This window comes from Roseomonas haemaphysalidis (assembly GCF_017355405.1).
Classification (GTDB): domain Bacteria; phylum Pseudomonadota; class Alphaproteobacteria; order Acetobacterales; family Acetobacteraceae; genus Pseudoroseomonas; species Pseudoroseomonas haemaphysalidis.
The window spans coordinates 3342349-3358136 of record NZ_CP061177.1; the positions used below are offsets into that span (position 1 = coordinate 3342349).

General features: G+C 70.8%; 13 protein-coding genes. 7 read left to right on the forward strand and 6 right to left on the reverse strand.

Features of this window, described 5'->3' with window-relative positions:
• Positions 1-186: 186 nt before the first annotated feature.
• Genes IAI59_RS15575 through IAI59_RS15600 form a run of 6 tightly spaced genes read left to right on the forward strand, consistent with a single transcriptional unit; the run spans position 187 to position 10032 of the window.
• Entirely contained in the window at positions 187-954 is a 768-nt protein-coding gene (locus IAI59_RS15575) for an IclR family transcriptional regulator (RefSeq protein ID WP_207418937.1), read from the forward strand.
• 14 nt (positions 955-968) lie between these two features.
• Positions 969-4790, forward strand: coding sequence for a hydantoinase B/oxoprolinase family protein (locus IAI59_RS15580; protein ID WP_207418936.1), 3822 nt, complete (start codon positions 969-971; stop codon positions 4788-4790).
• 27 nt (positions 4791-4817) lie between these two features.
• A complete protein-coding gene (locus IAI59_RS15585; protein WP_207418935.1) occupies positions 4818-6377 on the forward strand; it encodes an ABC transporter substrate-binding protein in 1560 nt (519 codons plus the stop codon).
• A gap of 18 nt (positions 6378-6395) precedes the next feature.
• Positions 6396-7403, forward strand: a complete 1008-nt coding sequence (locus tag IAI59_RS15590; RefSeq protein ID WP_207418934.1) for an ABC transporter permease — start codon at positions 6396-6398, stop codon at positions 7401-7403.
• Entirely contained in the window at positions 7400-8272 is an 873-nt protein-coding gene (locus tag IAI59_RS15595) for an ABC transporter permease (RefSeq protein WP_207418933.1), read from the forward strand. Before IAI59_RS15590 ends, IAI59_RS15595 begins: the two co-directional genes overlap by 4 nt.
• Entirely contained in the window at positions 8272-10032 is a 1761-nt protein-coding gene (locus IAI59_RS15600) for an ABC transporter ATP-binding protein (protein WP_207418932.1), read from the forward strand. Before IAI59_RS15595 ends, IAI59_RS15600 begins: the two co-directional genes overlap by 1 nt.
• Here IAI59_RS15600 and IAI59_RS15605 read toward each other — a convergent pair.
• The 6 genes from IAI59_RS15605 to IAI59_RS15630 are packed head-to-tail and all read right to left on the reverse strand — an operon-like array spanning position 10021 to position 14844.
• A complete protein-coding gene (locus tag IAI59_RS15605; RefSeq protein WP_207418931.1) occupies positions 10021-10509 on the reverse strand; it encodes a hypothetical protein in 489 nt (162 codons plus the stop codon). The two genes, IAI59_RS15600 and IAI59_RS15605, sit on opposite strands and share 12 nt — an antisense overlap.
• Positions 10506-11012 (reverse strand): hypothetical protein, encoded by a 507-nt coding sequence (locus IAI59_RS15610; RefSeq protein WP_207418930.1) that lies wholly within the window; start codon positions 11010-11012, stop codon positions 10506-10508. The genes IAI59_RS15605 and IAI59_RS15610 overlap by 4 nt, the downstream gene beginning before the upstream one ends.
• A 48-nt stretch (positions 11013-11060) precedes the next feature.
• A complete protein-coding gene (locus IAI59_RS15615) occupies positions 11061-11855 on the reverse strand; it encodes an ABC transporter permease (RefSeq protein WP_207418929.1) in 795 nt (264 codons plus the stop codon).
• Positions 11852-12706: an ABC transporter permease gene (locus tag IAI59_RS15620; protein ID WP_237180898.1), complete on the reverse strand. Its 855-nt coding sequence runs from the start codon at positions 12704-12706 to the stop codon at positions 11852-11854. Before IAI59_RS15620 ends, IAI59_RS15615 begins: the two co-directional genes overlap by 4 nt.
• Entirely contained in the window at positions 12703-13740 is a 1038-nt protein-coding gene (locus IAI59_RS15625; protein WP_207418928.1) for an ABC transporter ATP-binding protein, read from the reverse strand. Before IAI59_RS15625 ends, IAI59_RS15620 begins: the two co-directional genes overlap by 4 nt.
• 3 nt (positions 13741-13743) lie before the next feature.
• Positions 13744-14844, reverse strand: coding sequence for a polyamine ABC transporter substrate-binding protein (locus IAI59_RS15630; RefSeq protein ID WP_207418927.1), 1101 nt, complete (start codon positions 14842-14844; stop codon positions 13744-13746).
• Between the two features lie 250 nt (positions 14845-15094).
• Between IAI59_RS15630 and IAI59_RS15635 the strand changes: the two genes are divergently transcribed.
• Positions 15095-15748: a hypothetical protein gene (locus IAI59_RS15635; RefSeq protein ID WP_207418926.1), complete on the forward strand. Its 654-nt coding sequence runs from the start codon at positions 15095-15097 to the stop codon at positions 15746-15748.
• Positions 15749-15788 lie beyond the last annotated feature (40 nt).

The following is a 15788-nucleotide window of genomic DNA, read 5'->3' on the forward strand; positions in this document are numbered from 1 at the left end:
CGCCTGCCGCGCCGTCCCATGCCACTGCAATCGCCTGTTGCCTGTCAAAGCGGCGCCGACTGCACGGCTTGCAGGCACCACAGCGCAGGCGATGCAGATTGGCGCCATAAAACCGCTTGAAGCCGGGCAGCAAATTCTGCACCGTTGCTGGAAACCGGAACCATGGTTCCATTTTTCGGAACTGGCATGACCACCCTCGCCAATGCCGCCGACGTCCTGCGCTGCTTCACGCCGCAGCGCCTGGAACTGACGCTGACCGAGATCGTCGCGCTCCTCGGCCTGCCGAAGAGCAGCACCTCCCGCCTGCTGCGGGCGATGCGCGATGCCGGCTTCCTGGAGCTGGCCCCCGCGTCCCGCCGCTACCGCCCGGGCATCATGGTGTTCGAGCTGGGGCAGACCTACCGCCGCGCCTCCTCCCTGCTGACGCGGGCGGACGAGGCTGTGGGGCGGCTGTCGCGCCGCTTCGGCCACACCGGCTATGTGTCCGTGCTGGATGGCGCGGATGTGGTGGGCGTGGCGCACCATGAGGGCAGCAGCACGCTGCGCGTCGGCACGCCGATCGGCCGCCGGCTGGCCGCCTTCGCCTCCTCCACCGGCCGTTCCCTGCTGGCGCGGCGCGGCGATGCCCAGGTGCGTGCCCTGCACCCCGAACCGCTGCGCCCCGCCAGCCCGCATTCGCCGCAGGACATGAGCGCCCTGCTCGCCCTGCTGGCCGAGGTGCGGCGCCAGGGCTTCGCCACCTCGCTGGAGGAAGCCAACCCCGGCGTCGGCGGCCTTGCCGTCGCGGTGGGGGATCGCGCCACCGGCGAGGAATTCAGCCTCAACCTCGTCTATCCCATTGCCACCGTCTCCGCCTCGGAACGGCAGGCCATGCTGCAGGCCCTGCAGGCGGAAGCGCAGGAGATCGCCACCCTGGTGGACGACCCCTGGCATGCCGCCCGCCGGGCCGCCTGAAGGAACGCTTTCGCATGACCCAGACCTCTTCCCGCTGGCGGATCGGCTTCGACATCGGTGGCACCTTCACCGACTTCATTCTGTATGACGGCGCGCGCGGCAGCGTGCGGCTGCACAAGCGCCTGACCACGCCGCACGACCCGTCGGCCGCCGCCCTGCAGGGGCTGGAGGAGCTGGTGGCGATGGAGGGCATCGGGCTGGCTGAGGTGGGCGACATCGTCCACGGCACCACGCTGGTCACCAACGCCGTCATCGAGCGCAAGGGCGCCAAGGTGGGGCTGATCACCACCCAGGGCTTCCGCGACATCCTGGAGATGGGCACGGAGCAGCGCTACGACATCTATGACCTGTTCCTCGGCTTCCCCGCGCCGCTGGTGTCGCGCGACCTGCGGCTGGAAGTGGCCGAGCGGATGGACCGCGACGGCAACGTCATCGAGGCGCTGGACGAGGACGGCGTGCGCGCCGCGCTCCGCACCCTGCTGGATGCAGGCTGCGAGGCGGTCTCGGTCTGCCTGATCAACGCCTACCGCAACGCGGCGCATGAGCAGGCCATCGGCCGCATCGCGCGGGCCGAGTTCCCGGAGCTGGCGGTCTCGCTCTCCGCCGAGGTCGTGGCGGAGCTGTGGGAATACCAGCGCGCGGTGACCACCTGCGCCAACGCCTATGTCCAACCGCTGATGGACCGCTACCTGAAACGGCTGGAGCGCGAGCTGGCCTCGCGCGGCTTCACCGGCGCGCTGCGGCTGATGCATTCGGCGGGCGGGCTGGTCTCGCCCGAGACAGCGCGCGCCTTCCCCATCCGCCTCTTGGAATCCGGCCCGGCCGGCGGCGGCCTCGCCACCGCCCTGTTCGGCGAGTTGGCGGGCAAGAAGGACGTCATCTCCTTCGATATGGGCGGCACCACTGCCAAGGCCTGCATGGTCGAGGACGGGCGCGTCGAGATCGCGCCCATGCTGGAAGCCGGGCGCGTGCACCGCTTCAGCAAGGGTTCCGGCCTGCCGATCAAGGCCCCCGTGATCGACATGATCGAGATCGGCGCCGGCGGCGGCTCTATCGCCGCGATCGACGAGGTGGGGCTGCTGAAGGTCGGCCCGCATTCCGCCGGCTCCGACCCCGGCCCCGCCTGCTACGGCATGGGCGGCAGCAAGCCGACGGTGACGGACGCCAACCTGATCCTCGGCTACTACGACCCCGCCTTCTTCCTCGGCGGCCGCATGAAGCTGGACATGGCGGCCTGCGAGGCGGCCATGCAGACCGTCGCCGGGCCGCTGAACCTGTCCGTGCCGGAAGCCGCCTGGGGCATCCACAAGGTGGTGACCGAGAGCATGGCCGCCGCCGCCCGCGTGCACCTGGTGGAAAAGGGCAAGGACCCGCGCCGCTACGCCATGGTCGGCTTCGGCGGCGCCGGCCCCGCCCATGCCGCCGACGTGGCGCGCGTGCTGGGCGTGCGGGAGGTGATCATCCCGCCGGCCTCCGGTGCCGCCTCGGCGCTCGGCTTCCTAGCTGCGCCGCTGTCCTTCGAGAGCGTGCAGTCACTGCCGGTGGAGTTCTCGCCGGGCTTCGACGCCGCCCGCGTCAACGCCGTGCTGGACGCGCTGGAGGCCGAGGGCCGCAAGCACCTGCTGGCGGCCGGCGTTTCCGCCGCCGACATCACGGTGGAGCGCAGCGCCGACATGCGGCTGGTGGGCCAGATGCACGACATCGCCGTGGCGCTGCCCGGCGGCACGATCGGCCAGGACAGCCTGGAGGCGATCCGCGCGGCCTTCACCGCCGCCTATGCCGCCCGCTTCACCTCGGTCTATGACGGCGCGCGGATGGAGGCGATCAACTTCCGCCTGCGCGTGGTCGGCCCCGTGCCGCAGCTCTCGCTGAGCGGGGCGACCGGCGGCGCCGATGCCTCCCAGGCCGTCAAGGGTAGCCGCCGCGCCTGGTTCGAGGGCGGCTGGCACGACACGACCGTTTATGACCGCTACGCGCTGGCCGCCGGCTTCACGCTGCAGGGCCCCGCGATCATTGAGGAGCGGGAATCCACCACCATCGTCGCGCCCGGCGACAGCGTGGAGGTGGATGCCAGCCTGAACCTGCGGATCAGCATCGCCGCCACCGCCCAGGCCGACGAGAGCATCACCGCCGACATGCCGCTGGCCCAGGCCGTGGCCCGCATCGAGGCCGACCCGATCGCGCTGGAGATCATGTGGTCGCGGCTGATCACGGTGGTGGAGGAGATGTGGCTGACGGTGTGCCGCACCGCCTTCTCGCTGGTCATCTCGGAAAGCCAGGACTTCGCGACCGAGCTGCTCGACCCGGAAGGCGAGACGCTGGCGCATTCGCCGCGTGCCATGCCGGTGTTCAACCTGACCCTGCCGCTGGCGGTCAAGGCGCTGCTGGAACGCTACCCGGCCGAGACGCTCTCGCCCGGCGACGTGCTGATCACCAACGACCCCTGGCTCTGCGCCGGCCACCTGTTCGACATCGCCATCGTCACCCCCGTCTTCCTGGACGGCAAGGTGGTGGGGCTGATGGGCACGGTGGGCCATGTCTCCGACATCGGCGGCACCAAGGATTCGCTGCGGGCGCGAGAAATCTTCGAGGAAGGCTTCCAGATCCCGCCGATGAAGCTGGTGGAGGCCGGCAAGCCCAACGAAAGCCTGACCCGCCTGCTGGCCGAGAACGTCCGCAACCCCGAGCAGGTGCTGGGCGACATCCATTCCTTTGTCGCCGCCAACGCCCTGGGCGCCGAGCGGCTGCTGGCCTTCATGCGCGACTATGGCATGAGCGACCTGCGGGCACTCGCCGCCGTGGTGCAGGGCCGCTCCGAAAAGGCGATGCGCGACGCCATCCGCGCGCTGCCGGACGGTGAATACAACAGCACCATCTGGAACAACCCGCTGGGCCAGCGGCTGGACTATCCGCTGAAGCTGACCGTGCGCGGCGACGAGATCGAACTGGACTTCGAGGGCGCGCCGCCGCAGCTGCCGCAGGGCGGGCTGAACAGCACGATGAACTACACCCGCGCCCACGCCACCTACCCACTGAAGTGCATGCTGACGCCGGCTGTGCGCGGCAATGCCGGCTGCTACCGCCCCTTCAGCGTCAAGGCGCCGGAAGGATCGATCCTGAACCCGAAGCGGCCGGCGGCGGTGAACATCCGTACCCGCACCGGCTGGTACCTGGCGCCCAACATCTTTCGCGCGCTGGCCGATGCGGCGCCGCGCCAGGTGCAGGCCAATACCGGCCTGCCGATGGCCGCCAACATCTATGGCCAGGACGAGACGGGCCGCACCTATTCCGACCTGCTCTTCGTCGGCGGCGGCCAGGGCGCCTCGGCCCAGGGCGATGGCAAGAGCGGGCTGCTGTGGCCGACCTCGGCGGCGAACACCTCCATCGAGCTGTTCGAGGCCCGCGTGCCGGTGGTGGTGCTGGAAAAGGCTTTCATCTGTGACTCCGGCGGCGCCGGCAGGCATCGCGGCGGCCTCGGCCAGCGCGTGCGGGTGCGCAAGCTGAAGGCGGACGGGCTGCCCACCCTGGTCTCGGTCTATCCCGAGGGCGTCGGCAATCCCATCGCGGGCCTCTTCGGCGGCAAGGCGGGTGGCGAAGCGCGCGGGCGCGTGCTGGACGCCGCCGGCCAGGAGGTGATGGATTGCGGCACCGGCACGCTGGTGCAGATCGACACGCCCGAGCAGATCGTCGAGATCATCCTGGCCGGCGGCTCCGGCTTCGGCGAACCCGCGGAGCGGGACCGCGATGCTCTGGCACGGGACGTGCAAAACGGCCTCGTCTCGGCCGAGAGTGCCGCGCGCGACTATGCCCTTCCCGAACCGGCCGCCACGGCCTGATCCCCCACCAGACGGAAAGTGAGTGACATGCTGAGCACGACACGACGCGGCGCCATCGCCGGCGGCGCCGCCCTGGTGGCGGGGATGGCCTTCGGGCCGCGCGCCGAGGCGCAGTCCCGCCGCATCCTGGTGATCACCTCCAACCAGGACATCCCGAACTTCGACCCGCATCTGGCCAGCGGCTATTCCACCGCCATGGCGATGCGCAACGTCTACGACTCTCTGGTACGCGTGGAAGGCAACCCGCCGAAGCCCGTGCCGCATCTGGCGCAGTCCTGGACCATGGCCGAGGACGGCCGCTCCTACACCTTCAAGCTCGACCCCGCCGCCAAGTTCCATGACGGCAGCCCGGTCGACGCGGCGGCGGTGAAGTATTCCTTCGAGCGTTTGCTGCGGCTGAACCGCGGCAATGCCTGGATGGTGGCCGGCATCGTCGACCCCGCCGGCATCGAGGCGGTGGATGCTACGACGGTGCGCATCAAGCTGCTGCAGCCCTTCGTGCCCTTCCTGTCCGTGCTACCCTGGGTCTGGGTGGTGAACCCCAAGCTGGTGGAAGCCAACAAGGGCACAGATGACGGGCAGAATTGGCTGCGCACCAATATCGCGGGCTCCGGCGCCTTCAACATCAGCCGCGCCGAGGCCGGCAACCTGTACCAGTTCGAGCGCGTGGCGGATGGCTGGAAGAAGGGCGGCGGCAACCTGACCGGCGCCATCTGGAAGATCACGCGGGAAACGGCGACGCAGCGGCTGATGGTGCAGCGCGGCGAGTCCCAGATCGCGGTGGACCTGACCAGCGAGGACATGGACGCGCTGAAGGGCCGCCCCGGCGTGGAGCTGGTGATCGAGCCCGAGTACCGCACCTTCCAGATCAAGATGAACACCCGCCACGGCCCGCTGGCGGACGCCAACCTGCGCCGCGCCATCGCCTGCGCCTTCAACTACCAGGGCATGCTGGACGTGGCGGGCTATGCCGACCTGATGACCGGCCCCCTGCCCGCCAGCATCGAGGGCTTCGACAAGGACTTGCCGGTCTACCGCACCGACCTGGCGCGGGCCAAGGAGTTCCTGGCCAAGTCCAGCACCCCCAACGGCGGCATCAAGCTGACCATGGTGCATGTCTCGGGTCTGGAGCAGCAGCGGCGCTGGGCGCTGGTGATGCTGGACAGCCTGCGCGCGCTGAACATCGAGCTGGACATCAAGCCGATGATCTGGCCGGACATGGTCGCCGCCTGCCGCTCGCCCGAGACTTTCCCGGACTTCTTCCCGGTCTACCAGACCGCCAACTACGGCGACCCGGACAACCTGGCCTATGCGGGCTACCATTCCTCGCGCAACGGCAACTGGCAGAACCCGGTCTATTCCAACCCCGAGGTGGACGCGGTGCTGACCGCGGCACGGGGCGAGACCGACCGCGCCAAGCGCGACGAACTCTACGTCAAGTTCCAGCGTCTGGTGGTCGAGGACTGCTGCGACATCTTCGGTGTGCTGGAGAAGCGCAAGCTGGCGATGCGCAGCACTGTGAAGGGCTTCAGCTTCACCCCGGTGGCGTCCAACGCCATCGAGCTGTTCCCCCTGTCGCTCGGTTGAAGAAGGGGGGCTGATCGGGTGTTCGGCTACATCCTCCGCCGGGTGCTGTTGCTGGTTCCCGTGCTGCTGGGCCTATCCATGCTGGTCTTCGCCATTGCCCGGCTGCTGCCGGGCGACCCGGTGACGCTGGCGGCGGGGCCCAACGCGACGGCGGCGGATGTGGCCTCGGTGGCGCGCGAGTTCGGGCTCGACCAGCCGCTGCCCGTGCAATACTGGCGCTACCTGACGGGCATCCTGCAGGGCGACTGGGGCGTGTCCATCTTCACCCGCCGCCCGGTGCTGGAAGACCTCGGCGCCTATCTCCCCGCGACGCTGGAGCTGGTGCTGGCGGCCATGGTGCTGGCCATCGGCCTCGGCATCCCGCTAGGGCTGATGGCGGCGGTGTTCCGCAACCGTTGGCCGGATTTCCTGTCCCGCACCGTGTCGCTCGGCGCCATCTCCATGCCGCGCTTCTTTCTGGGACTGGTGTTTCAGCTGGTCTTCGCCATGTGGCTGGGCTGGCTGCCGCTGTCCGGTCGCTTTCCGCTGATCGAGGATCCGCCGCCCTTTCTGACCGGGCTGCTGACGGTCGATGCGCTGGCGGCCGGGCAGTTCCATGCCCTGGGCGTCGCGCTGTCGCACCTCGCGCTGCCGGCCATCGCCATGGCGCTGTCGCCGCTGGCGACCATCATGCGGATGATGCGGGCATCCACCATCGAGGTCTTGCAGCAGGACTACGTGCTGACGGAGCGCGCGCTGGGCCTCGGCCAGCGGCTGATCCTGTTCAAATACGTGCTGAAGAACGCCGTCTCCGCCACGCTCACCGTCATCGGCCTGTATTTCGGCTGGCTCCTGGGCGGCACCGTGCTGGTGGAAACGGTGTTCGACTGGCCGGGCATCGGCCTTTACGCCACCCAGGCGGTGCTGACGCAGGACTTCATGCCGATCATCGGCGTCACGCTGTGCATCGGCGCCATCTTTATCACCGTCAACCTGATCGTGGACCTGCTCTACGGCCTGCTGAACCCGAAGGTCCGCTTTCAGTGAGCGCCACCCTGCATCCCCGCGTCGAGGCCTGGCAGCGCGCCTTCTACCGCTTCCGGCAAAGCTGGGTCTCGGTGCTCGGCCTGCTGATCGTGCTGGCGCTGCTGGTTCTGGCGATCGGCGGCGAGCACCTCGCCCCCTATCCGCAGCATATCCGCGGCATGGTCGATACCGGAGCGCGCTTGCTGCCGCCCTCCGCCCGCTTCTGGTTCGGCACCAACGAGCTGGGGCAGGACGTATTTTCCCTGGTGATCGCCGGCGCGCGCATCTCGCTGCTGGCCGGCATGGCGGTGGTGGCGGTGGGTGCGGCCTTTGGCGTGCTGGTGGGCGCGCTGGCCGGCTTCTTCGGCGGCTGGGTGGACGAGGTGCTGATGCGCATCGCCGACCTGAAGTTGACCATCCCCGGGCTGATCCTGGCCATGGCGGTGGCGGCGGCACTCGGCCCCGGCATCGGCAACATGATCTTCGCGATCGCCCTGTCCTGGTGGCCCGGCTACGCGCGGCTGGTGCGGGGCGAGGTGATGGCCAAGCGGGAGGAGACGTTTGTCCTGGCCTCCCGCGCCATGGGGGCGGGCACCGGGCGGCTGCTGTGGCGGCATATTTTGCCCAACATCGTCTCGCCCATCATCGTGAAGATGTCTCTGGATGCTGGCTTCGCCATCCTCACCGTCGCCTCGCTCGGCTTCATCGGCATCGGCGTCAAGCCGCCGACGCCGGAATGGGGCTCGTTGCTTTCGGTCGCGCGGGTGAACATGCCGGACTACTGGTGGACCGCCATCTTCCCCGGCCTCGCCATCTTCCTCGCCGTGTTCGGCTTCAATCTGCTGGGCGACGGGCTGCGCGACCTGCTGGACCCGAAGGCCCGCCGCTGATGACCGACGACACCCTGCTGCGGGTCGACGACCTGCACCTCGCCATGCGTTCCTTCGAGGGCGAGGTGGAGGTGCTGAAAGGCGTCTCCTTCGCCGTCAAGCGCGGCGAGATCTGGGGCATCGTGGGCGAGACGGGCTCGGGCAAGTCGCTCACCGGCCTCAGTGTGTCGCGCCTCGTGCCCACGCCGCCGGGGCGCTATGGCAAGGGGAGCATCCGCTTCGGCGGGCAGGACATGCTGCAGCAGTCGGAAGAGGCGATGCGCCGCCTGCGCGGCCGCCGCATCGGCATGATCTTCCAGGACCCCACCACCAACCTGAACCCGGTGTTCCGCATCGGCACGCAGCTCGTCGACGTGGCGATGCATGCGTCCCGCCAGGACCCCGCGCTGCTGGGCCTGCCGCCCGGCGCGTCGCGGCGCGAGCGCCGGGCTGCTGCGGAGAAGCACGCGGTCACGATGCTGGAAAAGGTCGGCATCGCCAATGCCGCCGAGCGGGTGAACGACTACCCGCACCAGTTCTCCGGCGGCATGAAGCAGCGCGTGCTGATCGCCATGGCGCTGATCGGCCGGCCGGAGCTGCTGATTGCCGACGAGCCGACCACGGCGCTGGACGTCTCGGTACAGGCGCAGATCCTGCGGCTGATCCACGGGCTGGTCGAGGAGCACGACCTCGGCGTCGTCTTCATCACGCATAACCTCGGCGTCGTGGCGCAGCTTTGCACGCATGTGGCGGTGATGTATGCCGGCGCCATCGTGGAATCCGGCCCGGTGCGGGACGTGCTGAAGCACCCCCGGCACGACTACACGCGCGGCCTGCTCGCCTCGGTGCCCAAGCCCAGCATGAAGCGCGGCGAGCTGCGCGGGCTGGCCGGCGGCGCCCTGGCGGCCGAGGCGCTGGCGCCGCCGCCACCGCGCGCCGCCCCCGGCGGCACGGTGCTGGCCATCGAGCATGTCGTAAAGGAATTCCCCGGCGCGCGGCGCGGGCTGTTCGACCGCGCGGCCCCGGTGCAGGCGCTGCGCGACGTCAGTCTGGAAATCCGCCGCGGCGAAAGCTTCGGGCTGGTGGGCGAAAGCGGCTCCGGCAAGACCACCCTCACCCGCTGCATCCTGCAGTTGGAGAAGGTGACGTCGGGGCGCATCGTCTATGACGGCGTGGACCTGACTAGCCATTCGGCGCGCGAGATGCAGGCGATGCGCGCGCGCATCCAGATCGTCTTCCAGGACCCCTATGCCTCGCTGAACCCGCGCATGACGGTGCGCGACATCATCGCGGAACCCCTGGAGATCCACCACGCCAAGCTGGGGCTCTCGCCCCGCCAGCGCACCGACCGCGCGGCGGAGCTGCTCGCCCAGGTCGGGCTGACCACGGCGCATCTGAACCGCTATCCGCACGAGTTCTCCGGCGGCCAGCGGCAGCGCATCGGCATCGCCCGCGCGCTGGCGCCGAAGCCGGACTTCCTGATCCTCGACGAGCCGACCAGCGCGCTGGATGTCTCCGTGCAGGCGCAGGTGCTGAACCTCTTGCACGACCTGCAGTCACGCCTGGGGCTGACCTATTTCTTCATCAGCCACGACCTCGGCGTCATCCGCTACATCTGCGACCGCGTGGCGCTGATCCACCACGGCCGGCTGGTGGAGCAGGGCGAGACCGAGGCGGTCTTCACCGCCCCGCAAAGCGACTATGCGAAGATGCTGCTGGCGGCGATGCCGGACCCGGACCCCGACCTGTCGCCGCTGCGGCGCCCGGTGCTAGCGTTGTAGCGCGCCCCAGCGGTCCACCGAGGGCTCCGCCCCCGCCCAGCCCCACCGCCCGTCGGGCTGGCGGCAGGCGGTGGTGATCAGCAGCACGATGTCCTTGCCGTCCACCACCGTCACCGCCACCTCGCGGCAGTTCGTCAGCGCGTTGTCGATGACGCGCGTCACCTGCACCTGGCCCTCGGCATCGCCGATGCCGAAGGGCAGCGCGTGCTCCACCTTCCAGTCCGCCACGGTGCCGACCGGAATGGCGCCGGCGGTGGCGGCGATGCTGTCCTGCTCGCTGCGCGCCATGTTGCGCTGAACATACTTCACGGTGCTGTCTACCACGGCGCGGATGCCGACGCCCACCGCATAGCCCACCGCCGCGTTGCCGGTGGCGATGCCCGTGGTGGTGCCCGACACGCCGCCGACGATGCCGCCCAGCGACCCGCAGCCCGACAGCAGCAATCCCGCCGCCAGCAGCGGCGCGGCACGCCTCACTGCAAGGCTCCCCAGCGCTCCGTCGCCGGCTCCGCGCTGGCCCACTTCCAGGTGCTGCCGTTGCGGCACACGGCAGCGGTGTAATAGGCGCGATCCGGCTCCTCCTTGACGTCGGAGGACACGGAAAAGACGATTTCCCGGCAGGCATGGCCCAGCGCGTCGATCTCGCGCACCACCGTCACCCGCCCGGCGCGGGAGGGCTGGATCGGCAGGTTCTGCCGGATGCCCCAGTCGGCCACCCCGCCGACCTCGATCTGGCCGGCCGCCTTGGCGATGATGTCCTGTTCCGCGCGCTGCGCCCGGCGCTCGGCATAGCCCAGCCCCGCCGCGGCGAGCGAGCGCACGCCAAGGCCGATGCCGGCCGTGACGGCGCCGTTATCCGTCACCGCGTCCGACAGCGCGGCGCCGGCGATACCGGCGACGTCGGCCGAGCCTTCCCGCAGCAACGACTGGCAGCCGCCGAGCAACACCGCGCAGCATGCCAGGATCGGAATCGCTCTCATGGTCCGTCCCCCCGTTCAGCCCGCATCATGCACATCGCGGCGCCCCCGTCACACCCCCGGGGGCCCGGGCGGCCTGCGGCGCAGCGCCAGCAGAGCGCTGCCCGCCGCGACCCCGGCCGCCAGCAGGATCACCACCGCCAGCGCGTTGATCTCCGGCGTCAAGCCCAGCCGCAGCCTGGACAACACCAGCATCGGCAGCGTGGTGCCGGCGGGGCCGGACACAAAGGACGCCACCACCACGTCGTCCAGCGACAACGTAAAGGCCAGCAGCCAGCCAGCCAGGAGGCTCGGCAGCATCAGCGGCAGGGTGATGGTGCGGAAGGCGACCGCGGGCGTGGCACCCAAGTCGCGCGCCGCGTCCTCCAGCCGCCCGTCCATGCCCGCCAGCCGCGCCTGGATCACCACGGCGGCATAGGCGGCGCCGGTGGTGGCATGGGCCAGCAGCACCGTCAGGGCGCCGCGCTCGGCCGGCCAGCCGGTCCAGTTCTGCAGCAGGACGAAGCTCAGCAGCAGCGACAGGCCGGTCACCACCTCCGGTAGCACCAGCGGCGCGCCGGCGAGCCCCCCCAGCAGCGGCCGCCCCGCGAAGGGTCCGTGCCGCGCCAGCACCCAGCCGATGGCACCGCCCAGCCCCACCGCCAGCGTGGCGGCGCCGGCGGCGATGCGCAGCGACAGCCAGGCGGCCTCGCGCAGCCGCGCATCCTCCGCCAGGGCGTAGAACCAGCGCAGCGAGAAACCGCCCCACTGAAAGGGGATGCGGCTGTCGCTGAAGGCGTAGCCGGCCAGCAGCAACACCGGCAGCCACAGAAAGGCGAGGCCGAGCCACAGGCCCAGGCGCCTCATCGCCGCGCTTCCAGCTTCTGGAACCAGCGGATCGGCCCCAGCAGCACCAGCAGCAAAGCCACGGCCAGCGCGGCGGCGGTGGGCCAATCGCGGTTCTGGAAGAATTCCTGCCACAACGCGCGGCCGACCAGCAGCGCCTCCGGCGGGCCCAGCAGCTCGGGGATGACGTATTCGCCGGCGGCGGGGATGAACACCAGCAGAAAGGCCGCCAGCGCGCCGGGCCAGGCCAGCGGCAGGGTGACGGTGCGGAACACCGTGAAGGGCGCGGCGCCGAGGTCGGCCGCCGCCTGCTCCAGCACCGGGTCCAGCCGCGCCAGGCTGGCGTAGAGCGGCAGCACGGCAAAGGGCAGGTAGGCGTGCACCATGCCGAGAAACAGCGCCAGGTCGGAATACAGCAGCGGCAGCGGCGCATCGATCCAGCCCAGCGCGCGCAGCGTGCCGTTCACCCAGCCCTCGTCCCGCAGCAGCCCGGTCCAGGCGCCGATGCGTGGCAGAAAGCCGGTCCAGAACGGCAGCAGCACCGCCAGCAGCAGCGGCCCCCGCCAGCGCGGCGCGGCGCGCGCGATGCCCAGCGCCATCGGGAACCCCAGCAGCAGGCACACCGCCGCCGTGATGCCGGCCACCCGCAGCGATTGCCCCAAAGCGCCCAGGTAGTAGCCATCGGCCACCAGCAGCGCGAAAGGCTCCCAGTTCGGCTGCCAGCCGCCGGCGCGGGTATAGGGCAGCACGAAGGGGGGCACGCCCGTGCCGGGCTGCGACACGGCCAGCACCGCCACCACCGCCAGCGGCACGGCCACAAAGGCGGCCAGCCACAGGGCGGGCAGCAGGCGCAGCAGCCGGTGGCGCATCATTCCCGCAGCGGCACCAGGGCCGCCGCCTCCCAACGCAGTTGCACCGCGGCACCCGGCTGCGGCGGCGCGCCGGGGTGGCTGACACGCAGCAGCGCGCCGCCGGGCGCGCGCACCAGCAGCAGGCTGCCTTCCCCGCGAAACGCCAGTTCCTCCACCACGCCGGGGCTGGTGTTGGGGCCGGCGGCGGCGGGGTCCAGCAGGATGCGCTCGGCGCGCAGGGCGCAGGCGGTGGTGCCGCGCGGCATCTCCTCCGGCACCACCACGGCGCGCAGGCCGGGGCAGAACAGACCGCCGCCGCCATCCGGCACGCCTTCCAGCACGTTGGCGGCGCCCAGGAACTGCGCCACGAAGCGCGTGGCCGGCCGGTCATACACCGCGCGCGGTGGACCAAGCTGGACCAGCCGCCCGGCTTCCAGCACCGCCACACGGTCGGCCAGCGCCAGGGCCTCCTGCTGGTCATGCGTCACCATTACGAAGCTGGCGCCGGTGCGGCGCTGCAGGGCGCGCAGCTCCAGCCCCGTGCGTTCGCGCAGCCCGGCGTCCAGCGCCGCCAGCGGCTCGTCCAGCAACAGCAGGCGCGGGCGGCGCACCAGGGCGCGGGCCAGCGCCACACGCTGCTGCTGGCCGCCGGACAAGCGGTGCGGCAGGCGCCCGCCGAGCACTTCCAGCCCCACCATCGCCAGCGCCTCGGCCACCCGGGCGTTGCGCGCCGCGCGGGGCACGCCGTCGCGCTTCAGGCCATAGGCGACGTTGGCTGCGGCATCCATGTGAGGAAACAGCGCGTAGGACTGGAACATCATGTTCAGCGGCCGCGCATGCGGCGGCAGCGGTACCAGGTCGCGGCCGTCCAGCAGGATGGTGCCGTCATCCGGCCGCTCGAACCCCGCCACCAGCCGCAGCAGCGTGGACTTGCCGGAGCCGGAGCCGCCGAGCAGCGTCAGGAACTCGCCTTCCGCCACCTCGAGGTCCAGCCCCTGCAGGGCGGCCGTGTTGCCGAAGCGCTTGCACAGCCCGGCGATGCGCAGAAGGGTCAAATGTCAGCGCCCGGCCTTGACGCGGTTCCAGCTGCGGGAGCGCGCGCGCTCGGCGGCCGGGGCCAGCGCGCCGACCGCGAAGGTGCGCGCCAGCATCTCCGGCGTCGGGTACACGTTGGGGTCGTTGCGCACGGATTCCCGCACCATCGGCGTCGCCGCCGGCACGGCATTGGGGTAGCGCACCTGGTTGGTGATGCCGGCCATGACCTCCGGCCGCAGCAGGAAGTTGATGAAGGCGTGGGCCGCGTCCGGGTTGGGCGCATCGGCCGGGATGGCCAGCATGTCGAACCACAGCTGCGCGCCCTGCCGGGGCTGGATGAAGCCGATGTCCACGCCGCGCCCGGCCTCGCGCGCGCGGGCCTGCGCCTGGATGGCGTCGCCCGAATAGGTCAGCGCCACGCAGTATTCGCCGCTGGCCAGCGCGTCCATGATGTTGCCGCTGGCGACAATGGCACGCAGGTGGGGGCGGATCGCCATCAGCGATTCCTCGGCCGCGCGCAGGTCGGCCGGGTCGGTGCTGTTGGGGTCGCGGCCGCGCCAGCGCAGCACGCTGGGCAGCACGTCGATGGCGCTGTCCATGATGGCGATGCCGCAGCGCGACAGCCGCCTGGCGTTGTCCGGCTGCATCAGCAGGTCCAGGCTGTCCAGCGGCGCATCGGGCGCCAGCGCGCGCACCCGGTCGGGCCGGATGGCCAGCCCGATGGTGCCGTACAGGTAGATGGCGCCGAAGCGGTTGCCGCTGTCGCTGCTTTCCACGCGCCGCAGCAAGGCCGGGTCCTGGTTGTTCCAGTTCGGGATCTTGCCGCGGTCCAGCGGCAGCAGCGCGCCGGCGCGCGCGAGCCGCGCGAAGGTGGGCTCGCTGGTCGGCACGATGATGTCATAGCCCGAGCGGCCGGCGGACAGCTTGCCTTCCAGCGTTTCCAGGCTGTCGAACACGTCGTAGCGGACGCGGATGCCGGTTTCCTGCTGGAAGCGCGCCACGGCATAGGGGTCGATGTAGTCCGACCAGTTGTACACGTTGAGCACCGTCTGCGCCCGGGCGGGCTGCGCCAGCAACAACAGCGCGGCGGCGCAAAGACAGCGGGCAAGCAGGCGAGGCAACATGGGCGGCATTCCTCGGGCGGCGGGCCATGCAGCCTAGCGGCGGAAGGCGTCCAGCGTAAATCGCCGGCCGGACTGACACCGTGATAGGATTTTCTTCTTGACTTGAGACGGATATTCCTGTGTAAACCGTCCCGTCACCGGGCGAACTGCGTCCGGCGCCTCCCCCACATTTCGCCCGATCCGCCCGCGCCCGGCCCGCCTGCCCGCCCGGCGGGCGGCGCATGCCGCGCGCCCGTCCGAGGAACCGCGCATGCCCTTCGACGCCCGCAACCTGACGCCGCTGGAAGCATCCGCCGCCGGCTTCACGATGTGGCTCTACACCACCACCGACACCCGCGCCGCGGTGCTGGCCCCCGGCTACTTCGCGTCCGTGGCCGAGCGGCTGCTGCCCGGCCACCTGATCCTGCTGCAATCGGCCGACTCGCTCAGCCTCATCCCGGTGCGCTCCAACGGCGCGGTGGGCAACGGGCTGGTGCTGGATGCCTCGGCCCCGCCGCTGCGCCTGTCGGCCGCGGCGGCGCTGCGGCTGCTGTTCCGCTTCGAGGCCACGGTGCAAACCCGCACCGTGGCGCTCGATCCGGTGCCGGCCGGCCTCTACATCGGCCGGTCGTTCACGGTGTCGGCGCGCGTCACCGGGCCGGTCACGACGCTGCTGTTCAGCATCCTGGACGCGGCGGGCGGCATTGTCGCGGGGCCGGTGTCGGCCAGCGCGCTGTCGGGCTCGGCCTCGGTCAGCTTCGCGGCGCCCGATGCCGGCTCCGGCTACCGCGTGCGCGTGCAGGACGCGGACGAGCCGCTGGTGTCGCAGCTGTCCTCCTCCTTCGTGGTGACGGAGCCCTTCGTGCTGCTGACGGAAACCGGCACCACCCTGCTGCTGCAAAGCGGCGGCGAGCTGCTGCTCTGAACGGCGCGGCGCCCCGCATTTTCCCGGCCTCCCCGACCGC

What these genes read in the sequence shown, in the direction of transcription:
- IAI59_RS15610 (WP_207418930.1), bottom strand. Translation starts at nt 11,012, where the DNA reads ATGAGAGCGATTCCGATCCTGGCATGCTGCGCGGTGTTGCTCGGCGGC.
- IAI59_RS15580 (WP_207418936.1), top strand. Translation starts at nt 969, where the DNA reads ATGACCCAGACCTCTTCCCGCTGGCGGATCGGCTTCGACATCGGTGGC.
- IAI59_RS15630 (WP_207418927.1), bottom strand. Translation starts at nt 14,844, where the DNA reads ATGTTGCCTCGCCTGCTTGCCCGCTGTCTTTGCGCCGCCGCGCTGTTG.
- IAI59_RS15600 (WP_207418932.1), top strand. Translation starts at nt 8,272, where the DNA reads ATGACCGACGACACCCTGCTGCGGGTCGACGACCTGCACCTCGCCATG.
- IAI59_RS15635 (WP_207418926.1), top strand. Translation starts at nt 15,095, where the DNA reads ATGCCCTTCGACGCCCGCAACCTGACGCCGCTGGAAGCATCCGCCGCC.
- IAI59_RS15620 (WP_237180898.1), bottom strand. Translation starts at nt 12,706, where the DNA reads ATGATGCGCCACCGGCTGCTGCGCCTGCTGCCCGCCCTGTGGCTGGCC.
- IAI59_RS15585 (WP_207418935.1), top strand. Translation starts at nt 4,818, where the DNA reads ATGCTGAGCACGACACGACGCGGCGCCATCGCCGGCGGCGCCGCCCTG.
- IAI59_RS15575 (WP_207418937.1), top strand. Translation starts at nt 187, where the DNA reads ATGACCACCCTCGCCAATGCCGCCGACGTCCTGCGCTGCTTCACGCCG.
- IAI59_RS15615 (WP_207418929.1), bottom strand. Translation starts at nt 11,855, where the DNA reads ATGAGGCGCCTGGGCCTGTGGCTCGGCCTCGCCTTTCTGTGGCTGCCG.